Source organism: Pseudomonas sp. MWU16-30323 (assembly GCF_020515595.1).
Lineage (GTDB): Bacteria > Pseudomonadota > Gammaproteobacteria > Pseudomonadales > Pseudomonadaceae > Aquipseudomonas > Aquipseudomonas yamanorum.
In genome coordinates this window covers 76,806-85,691 of sequence record NZ_JAIWYM010000011.1, presented here as the reverse complement: position 1 = coordinate 85,691, position 8,886 = coordinate 76,806, and the positions used below count along the sequence as shown (strand labels likewise).

The window sequence follows — 8,886 nt, the reverse complement described above, 5'->3', positions numbered from 1 at the left end:
GTCAAACTTAAAAGAGAACACAACGATGATTTTTTCCCGTAAGGCAGTTTCCAAGCGTCATCTGCTGTTGATTGCCGCTGGCTTCAGCACGGTGCTGACCGGTTGCGCAACGTCGCCGACCAACAAGGTCGCCTCGACCACCAAGGTCGAGTACTACCCGAACTGCTACGAGCCGGTGCAGCACCTGCGCGCTACCGATTCGGACCTGACCAAGTCAGTGGTTACCGGTGCCGCCCTGGGTGCAGCCGGTGGTGCCTTGCTGGGCGCCCTGACCGGTGACTCTGACAAGCGCGGCCGCAATGCTGCCATCGGGGCAGCGGGCGGCGCCCTGGCCGGTGGTGCTGCGGGTTACTACACCGAGCGCCAGAAGCAGATCACCGATGACAACCAGCGCATCGCCTCCTACGCCACTGACGTCAACAAGCGCGCTTCCGACATCGACCGCAGCACTGCGTACGCCAAGGCGTCCCAGCAGTGCTACCAGAGCGCGTTCACCAAGCTGGTGGCTGACCGCAAGGCCAAGGCCGTCAACGACGTCGAAGGCCGCAAGCGTCTGGCAGAAATCGTCTCGGGCCTGAAAGAGTCCAACGACCTGATCGTCGCGGTCAACGGCAAGGCCAGCGAAGACCTGAACAACTACACCCAGGCTTACGAGCAGGACCTGCAACAAGTGGGTGTACAACGTGCTGACGTAGTCACTGTTGCGACTGCTGACACCACGCCGGTGGTGACGCCGACCAAAGGCAAGAAGCCGGTGAAAGTTGCCAAGAAACCGGTACTGCCGACCGTGCCGAAAGAAGCCGTAGCCACCGAGAAAACCATCCAGACCGCCCAGACCAAGCAGGCTGAAAGCAAGCAGGTTGCCAGCGCCGGTAAAGCGCAGATCGAAGGCACGTGCCGTGATCCAAACCTGGCGGACTGGGCACCGGTTCCTTGCCCTAACGTCTAAGCAAAGTTGTTGCTATAAGCGGTAAACGCCAGCCGATCTCCTGCTAAAACGGGAGATCGGTAGCGTTATTTGCACAAATCGTTAAACTGCTGCGGCCACCCAATAATTACACTGAGGCCGTGTGCATGAAATTTCGTTTTCTTCTCTGGATGCTTGGCCTGTTGATGGGCAAAGCCAGCCGCACCAACCCCGCGTTCCAGCAGCAGTTGGGTGACAAGGACCTGGCGTTCCAACTGCAGACCCTCGACGGCAAGGTTGCCCGTCACTTCATCGTCAAAGACCAGCGCATCACCAGCCGTTCGGGTGTCCATCCCGCGCCTGCGTTTGCCATCGCCTTTAAAGACGCCGCCTACGGCTTCGCCACGATGCAGGCGAAGAACAAGCAACTGGCGTTCATGACGGGGATTCAGGACAAGTCGATCCAGATCAAGGGCAACCCGGCGCTGGTGATCTGGTTCCAGGGGCTGACCAAGTATTTGAAACCACGCAAAAAAAAGCTGCGTTAGTGGTTGTTGGCCTCGGGGCATTAAATCCCGAGGCGCAGCTTGGGAAGAATAGACTTATAACGGTAGATAATATCGGCTATCTTTGCCTGGCTCATCTCGTTCCGTGAAAGTTACATTCTCGTCCCCGTCACCAGCCTGGGTGGCACCCCAAATGTATGTTTCAGTATTGCCCGCATCCTGATGAATCTTGATATCGGCTGGAGTATTTTGGTCAATATGCATGTGTGTGGAACGGGCGTTGGTATTAATAGTCGTCGGAGCGTTTACGTGTATAACATCGCGATCTCCCTCGGCGACTACCCATGTTTGGCCTGCGGTAGCACTGCGTATCGTGTTACTCCCCGCACCGCCGCTAATATGGCTGGAACCACCGCTTCCACCACGTAGGACGTCGTTGCCACCTTCGCCATGCAGAAATCCGTCTCCAACACCCAGTTCCCCGGAGTCGTCCCCTTCTCCGAGTTTTACCTCGGCATTTCCTCCCCCGGTTTTTACGGTGTCGTCACCTTCCCCAGTGTCGATGTCTATTAATGTCAAAACATCATTATCTACAGTGATTTTGTCGTTACCTGGCCCAGTTTTTATAACGATCTGGCCTTTGCGCCAATCCCCATCCAAGTCCAGAGGAACTGTAACGCCGTTAATCTCGGCAAGTACCTGATCGCCAGCACCCATTCTGAGACGGATTTGGTCATTTTCGGACCCTGTCTCAATGACTACCTTGGAGGTAGGGGGGAAATCACCAGCAGCGAGAGTTGTATGACCAGGCTCCCGATACGATGTGATTTTTATATTCCCGAAATGTTCTACTTTAGGCGTTAAGTTTCCATCCACGACGGTAGAGGGGGTTAAGCGGAAGTCTTGGGGGAGTGGGTTTATAACATTAACGTGCATATGTATTATTTCCTGGGGTTTCGAATATTACCTGCGTCTGATGAGTGTATTAATCAGCAGTTTGGATTCATTTTGAACTATTTCTGAACGTATCTATTTGGAGGGGGGACTGCGTTTGTGTTGTTTTTGTTTCTTGAAACGTTCGTTTACGTATTTTCGGTCGTTAGCGTTACAGGGAAGTTCTTGCTAGTTAAAATTGTAGGGTTGTTACCACGGATTGAAAGCAAAGGGTCCGAATCAACTGTTGATTGGCGATCTGGTTTCAGGGGCTGACCCAGTATTTGAAGCCGCGCAAAAAAAAGCTGCGTTAGTGGTCGTTGGCCTCGGGGCATTAAATCCCGAGGCGCAGCTTAGGAGGAATAGACTTATGACGGTATATAATATCGTTTATCTTTGTCTGGCTCATTTCGACCCGAGAAAAAAGTTACATTCTCGTCCCCGTCACCAGCCTGGCTGGCACCCAAAATGAATGTTTCAGTATTGCCTGCAGTTTGATCAATCTTTATATCGGCTTCAGCATTTTTCTCGATACGCATGTGTGTGGAACGGGCGTTGGTAATAATACCCGTCGGAGCGAGTACGTTTATATCATCGCGATTTCCCTCGGCGACTACCCATGTTTGGCCTGCGGTACCGCTGCGTATCGTGTTATTCCCCGCACCGCCGCTAATATGGCTGTCACCATCGCTTCCACCCTGTAGGACGTCGTTGCCACCTTCGCCATACAGAGCTCCGCCTCCAACACCCAGTGCCCCGGAGTCGTCCCCTTCTCCGAGTTTTACATAGGCATCTCCTCCCCCGGTTTTTACGGTGTCGTCACCTTCCCCAGTGTCGATTTCTATTGATGTCGAAACATCATTCTCTACAGTGATTTTGTCGTTACCTGGCCCAGTTTTTATAACGATCAGGCCTTTGCGCCAATCCCCATCCAAGTCCAGAGGAACTGTAACGCCGTTAATCTCGGCAAGTACCTGATCGCCAGCACCCATTCTGATACGGATTTCGTCATTTTCGGACCCTGTCTCAATGACTACCTTGGAGGTAGGAGGGAAATCACCAGCAGCGAGAGTTGTATGACCTGGCTCCCGATGCGATGTGATTTTTACATTCCCGAAATGTTCTATTTTAGGCGTTAAGTTTCCATCCTTGACGATAGAGGGAGTTAAGCGGAAGTCTTGGGGGAGTGGGTTTATAGCATTAACATGCATATGTATGATTTCCTGGGGTTTCGAATATTACCTGTGGCTGATGAGTGTATTAATCAGCAGTTGGCGTTCATTTTTAACTATTTCTAGACGTATCTATTTGGAGGGGCGACTGGGTACATTAGGGAAGAAATGGCCGGATTCAGCCCTGGCTGAATTGCGCCGCCGGTTCCCGTAACAGAACTTCGGCATCCAGCACCATTCCAAGGCATGAACATCATTTCCCTCTTTGAAGTGCGCAAGGATGCCCCACAGCTCAAACGCTGGGTTTTTTCTTCGCCTTCAAATACTTGGTCAGCCCCTGAAACCAGATCGCCACCGCCGGGTTGCCCTTGTCGGAGTTGCCGCCTCACCCCAGTGTCGCCGGAACGCATTAAGCGCATGCTCGGCAAGCATGACCCGAACCTGTTGTCTCTCGCAGTGCGCCTGCTGCGCAGCCGTGGGCTTGACTCCGGGCCGGACGAAGCGATGTAGTTCTACTTTGGCTCTGATGAGGTAAGCGGTGGCGATGCGAGAGGGGTGTTATGGATGGGGTTCATGATGTCAGTGCCTCGAATACCATGTTCAGCCGCCACGACGTCGAAGTATCGACGTATTCAATACGGACTCAACAATTTATATATAACGCGGTGTTCAATACCGCGCTATGGCACTGGGTGGGCGTGAGAAGCGGATCGTTCCGAGCGCACTGTTACCGGCAATTTCGGCTTCACGCCTTGAGTACCCGTGCACTGGCCGGAATACTATTGATAGCGGGGGCGTCAGCCCTGGCTGAACTGGGATGCCAACTCGCGCAGCAACGTTTCCGCATCCAGCACCTTAGCCGCCACATCCTCTGCCTTGTCCCGGGTCAGCCCCAGGCGCTCAAGCAGTTCGTCCGGGATGGCTTCATCCGGCCCGGAGCCGATGCCACGGCTGCGCAACAAGCGCACGGCCAGGCACACCAGGTTCGGGTATTCCGCATATTGGCCGTCGTAGGTCGGGTCGTGCTGGAAGCGCAGGGCGGTGGACAGTTCGTCCGGCATGTCCCAGTAACGCATCAACCAGGCACCAATCTGCTCGCGGCTGATGCCCAGCAGGTGCTGTTCGATGTAGCTGTGGCACAGGTGCGGGTTGACCTCTAGGTGCCGGCAGATCAGCGAGAAATGCGGCGGGAAAACGTGGGCCAGCAACAGGTAGCCGAAGTTGTGCAGCAGGCCGGCCAGGTAGGTCAGGCCGGCTTCCGGGCGCTGGGCGCGGGGCATGGCGCGGGTCAGGCCTTCGATCACGGCGGCGGTGTAGATCGACTGGTGCCAGTACGGCGTGGCCTGTTGCGGGTGGTCTTTGGGCAGGCTCAAGGTCTTGCCCAGGGCCAGGCCCAGCGCGAGGTTGATCACCAGGTCAAAGCCCAGCACGCGGACGATGGCGTCTTCCACCGAGCGGATCTTGCCCGGTGAGGCGTAGTAGGGCGACGCGGCCCAGCTCACCACTTGGGCGGCCAGGGCCGGGTCGGTTTCGACGACGCCGGTGATGTCGTCGATGGTGGCGTTGGGGTCGACCCGCAGCTTGATGATCTTTTGCGCGGTATCCGCCAGTGGTGGAATCTCGATGGTCGCTTCCAGGCGCTGCTGGATACGGCGGGCGGTGAACGCCTGCATCGCCTGGGTGATTTCCTCGCGGTCGTCGTTGGGGCGATCCAGGTTTGGCCGGATGTTGCTCAGCGGTTCGCCGAAATGCGCGGCGCTGGCCTTGGTCAGCATGCTCTTGAAGGCCTCGCTGGAAATCTCCAGCAGCAGCCCGGCTTCGCCCGAGTGCACCAGCACGGTCGGCTCACGCAACAGGCTTTCTTCGTACAGGCACGGGGAGCTGGTGAGCGGCGGCAGGCCGGGCAACAGGCTCAGGCTGTGCTTGCCGAGCATGCGCTCGAGGCGCTCCGGCGACACGGCCGTGAGGCGCCGGCCAGTGAGTTCGGCCAGGCGGTTGAGGTCCAGCAGCTGATTTTGTGGAAACAGCACCATGAGTGCACCCACGGCATCATCGAGCAGCACGGCCTGAACCTTTTGTGCCGGGTTCAGGCCAGGGCGTTCGGCAACTTCCGTGTAGCTGATGGCGAGCTTTGCAAGCAGCGTCCGAATCACCGAGGGTGCGGTCGGTGGGGCTGTGGCGAGGGCAACTTCTGACATGGCCTGAATCCAATTTCCTACAGTCATTGGAGTATAACCAGCTTGATACAAGTGAGGGTCGTCTAAGTGAGTCAGCCGTCACACTTGGCCGTATTGCTGCCCATGCCTGAGCCAGCGATCCAGCAGCGGGCTGACATGTTCAGGCCAGCGCTCGATCAACGCCTGGGCGGCATCGCGCACGGCGGGCAACAGGTCGGCATCGCGCATCAGGTCGGCCACCTTGAATTGCAGCAGGCCGGTCTGGCGGGTGCCAAGCATTTCGCCGGGGCCGCGCAGTTCGAGGTCTTTTTCGGCGATCACGAAACCGTCGTTGGTCTCACGCATGATACCGAGGCGCTGGCGACCGATCTGTGAAAGTGGCGGGTGGTACAGCAGCACGCAATGGCTGGCGGCGCTGCCCCGGCCGACGCGGCCACGTAATTGGTGCAGTTGCGCCAGACCGAGACGCTCGGGGTTCTCGATGATCATCAGGCTGGCGTTGGGCACGTCGACACCCACTTCGATCACGGTGGTCGCCACCAGCAATTGCAAATTGCCAGCTTTGAACTCGGCCATCACCGCAGCCTTTTCCACCGGCTTCATGCGGCCGTGGATCAGCCCGACCTTGAGTTCGCCCAGGGCGCTGGTGAGGTCTTCATAGGTGGTTTCGGCAGCCTGGCAAGTCAGCTCTTCCGACTCTTCGATCAGCGTGCACACCCAATACGCCTGACGGCCTTCGGCACAGGCACCGCGCACCCGTTCGATCACTTCGACCCGACGGGTATCGGTGACCAGCACCGTGTTGACCGGCGTTCGGCCCGGCGGCAGTTCATCGAGGATTGACGTGTCGAGGTCGGCGTAGGCGCTCATGGCCAAGGTGCGCGGGATCGGCGTGGCGGTCATGATCAACTGGTGCGGGCTCATGCGGCCGCCCACACCTTTCTGGCGCAGGGCCAGGCGCTGCTGCACGCCGAAGCGGTGCTGTTCGTCGATGATCACCAGCGCCAGGTTCTTGAACTTCACTTCGTCCTGGAACAGCGCGTGGGTGCCCACCACCATCGGGGCGCCAGCGGCGATCTGTTCCAGGGCGGCTACGCGGTTCTTGCCCTTGAGCTTGCCGGCCAGCCACGCGACTTCCAGGCCCAGCGGTTCGAGCCAGCGCTTGAAGGTGATGAAGTGCTGTTCGGCAAGAATCTCGGTGGGCGCCATCAGCGCCACTTGATAACCGGCTTCGAGGGCCTGCAACGCGGCGAGGGCGGCGACCACGGTTTTACCCGCGCCCACGTCGCCCTGGATCAGCCGCAGCATGGGTTCTTTCTGGCTCAGGTCGTAGGCGATTTCGTTGCCGACCCGTTGCTGGGCGCCCGTCGGAGCAAACCCCAGGTTGGCCAGGTATTGCGCGGGCAGGCGTGTGGCCTTGGGCATCGCCGGCGCGCGCAGGGAACGCATGCTTTCGCGCAGGCGTTGCTGGGAGAGTTGGTGGGTCAGCAGTTCTTCAAACGCCAGGCGATGCTGGGCCCAGTGATGACCGAGGGCCAGCTCGTCGACATCGGCGTCGGCAGGTGGGTGATGCAGGTAGCGAATCGCGTCATCCAGCGGTGCCAGTTGATAGTCGCGCGCCAGTTCCTGGGGCAGCCAGTCGGGCAGGCTTTTCGGCCCGAGCATCGTCAGGGTTTGCATGCACAACTGGCGCAGGCGCTGTTGGGTCAGGCCTTCGGTGAGCGGGTAGATCGGTGTGAGGGTGGTGTCCACTGGCGGCGGTTCGTCGCCGGTAATGGCGCGGTATTCCGGGTGGTAGATTTCCAGCCCCGAGGCGCCGGGCCGGGCTTCGCCGTAGCAACGCACGCGGGTGCCCCGCTTGAGGCCTTCTTTCTGGGCGTTGCTGAAGTGGTAGAAGCGCAGGCTCAGGCCGCCGGTGCCGTCTTGCAGGCGCACGACCAAGCTGCGGCGCTTGCCCATCACCACGTCGGCACCGCTCACAGTGCCTTCAACCACCGCGTCCTGCCCGGGGCGCAATTGGCCGATGGGCACCACGCGGGTGCGGTCCTGGTAACGCAGGGGCAGGTGGAACAATACGTCCTGGAGATTTTCCAGGCCGACCTTGGCCAATTTCTCGGCCATGGCCTCCCCGACACCCTTGAGTGCCGTCACCGACACCTGCGACAGCTCAGTCATACCGTTACTTAGCTCGCAGCAGGCGGCTTGGCCACCGAACACAGGCGGATCGAGTCGGCGAGGATTTCAATCGCTTTCGGGCGCGGGAAGCTGGCGCGCCAGGCAATTGCCACGGTACGGAATGGCACCGGCGGCGTCAGTGGGCGTACGGCAATCACGCCGGGGGCATAGTGATGGCTGTCCACCGCCGACAACGGCAGGATCGAAATGCCCAGGCCGGACGCGACCATATGGCGAATGGTTTCCAGGGAGCTGGACTCCACGGTGGTGTGCTTGGCGCCGTCGTTGCCTTTGGTCAGGGTCGGGCAGGCTTCCAGCACCTGGTCGCGGAAGCAATGGCCTTCGCCCAACAACAGCAGGCTCTTGTCGTTGAGCAGGGCGGCGTCGATGGTTTCTTTTTGCGTCCACGGGTGGGACGCCGGCATCAGCACGTAGAACGGCTCATCGTAGAGCGGCAGGGTCAGCACGTCTGCCTCGTTGAACGGCAGGGCGATGATGATCGCGTCCAGCTCACCGTTGCGCAGTTTGTCGCGCAGCACATGGGTGAAGTTTTCTTCGATATACAGCGGCATCTGCGGCGCGACGCGGTGCAGTTGCGGAATCAAATGCGGGAACAGGTACGGGCCGACGGTGTAGATGGCGCCGACTTTCAGCGGGGCGGTCAGCTGATTCTTGCCAGCCTGGGCCAGCTCGCGAATGCTTTGGGCCTGTTCCAGCACCTTCTGGGCCTGGGCGACGATGCCTTCGCCGACGGGCGTGAGGCGCACGGCACTTTTGCTGCGCTCGAAAATCAGCACACCGAGTTCGTCTTCAAGCTTCTTCACACCCACCGACAGCGTCGGCTGGCTGACGTGGCAACGCTCGGCCGCGTGGCCGAAGTGCTGCTCTTGGGCGAGGGTAACGATGTAGCGTAATTCTGTAAGAGTCATAGCGGGCGTCCATGAGGTTGCGGGCCAAGCATACCGGCTGCAATCGATAGACGCACGTTATCAGACAGCATGGGGTTTACGACACCT

General features: G+C 58.8%; 7 protein-coding genes. 2 read left to right on the top strand and 5 right to left on the bottom strand.

The genetic code is table 11. From position 1 onward, the window contains the following. The first annotated feature begins 25 nt into the window (after positions 1–25). On the top strand, positions 26–949 hold the full coding sequence (gene tagQ / locus LIY45_RS15290; protein ID WP_017476719.1) for a type VI secretion system-associated lipoprotein TagQ: 924 nt from the start codon (positions 26–28) through the stop codon (positions 947–949). Between the two features lie 125 nt (positions 950–1,074). After that, a complete protein-coding gene (locus LIY45_RS15285; protein WP_226476807.1) occupies positions 1,075–1,455 on the top strand; it encodes a helicase in 381 nt (126 codons plus the stop codon). A gap of 54 nt (positions 1,456–1,509) precedes the next feature. Here LIY45_RS15285 and LIY45_RS15280 read toward each other — a convergent pair whose 3' ends face one another. The 5 genes from LIY45_RS15280 to LIY45_RS15260 all read right to left on the bottom strand — a co-directional run bounded on the left by LIY45_RS15280 (position 1,510) and on the right by LIY45_RS15260 (position 8,799). Continuing rightward, positions 1,510–2,349, bottom strand: coding sequence for a hypothetical protein (locus tag LIY45_RS15280; RefSeq protein ID WP_226476806.1), 840 nt, complete (start codon positions 2,347–2,349; stop codon positions 1,510–1,512). A gap of 365 nt (positions 2,350–2,714) precedes the next feature. Further along, positions 2,715–3,557, bottom strand: coding sequence for a hypothetical protein (locus tag LIY45_RS15275; RefSeq protein ID WP_226476805.1), 843 nt, complete (start codon positions 3,555–3,557; stop codon positions 2,715–2,717). Between the two features lie 758 nt (positions 3,558–4,315). Then, entirely contained in the window at positions 4,316–5,716 is a 1,401-nt protein-coding gene (locus LIY45_RS15270; RefSeq protein ID WP_226476804.1) for an aminoacyl-tRNA deacylase and HDOD domain-containing protein, read from the bottom strand. Between the two features lie 78 nt (positions 5,717–5,794). After that, the gene (gene recG / locus LIY45_RS15265; RefSeq protein WP_017476717.1) at positions 5,795–7,870 is read right to left on the bottom strand and encodes an ATP-dependent DNA helicase RecG; all 2,076 of its coding nucleotides are present in this window, start codon (positions 7,868–7,870) and stop codon (positions 5,795–5,797) included. Between the two features lie 8 nt (positions 7,871–7,878). Further along, on the bottom strand, positions 7,879–8,799 hold the full coding sequence (locus tag LIY45_RS15260) for a hydrogen peroxide-inducible genes activator (RefSeq protein ID WP_017476716.1): 921 nt from the start codon (positions 8,797–8,799) through the stop codon (positions 7,879–7,881). Between the last annotated feature and the right edge of the window lie 87 nt (positions 8,800–8,886).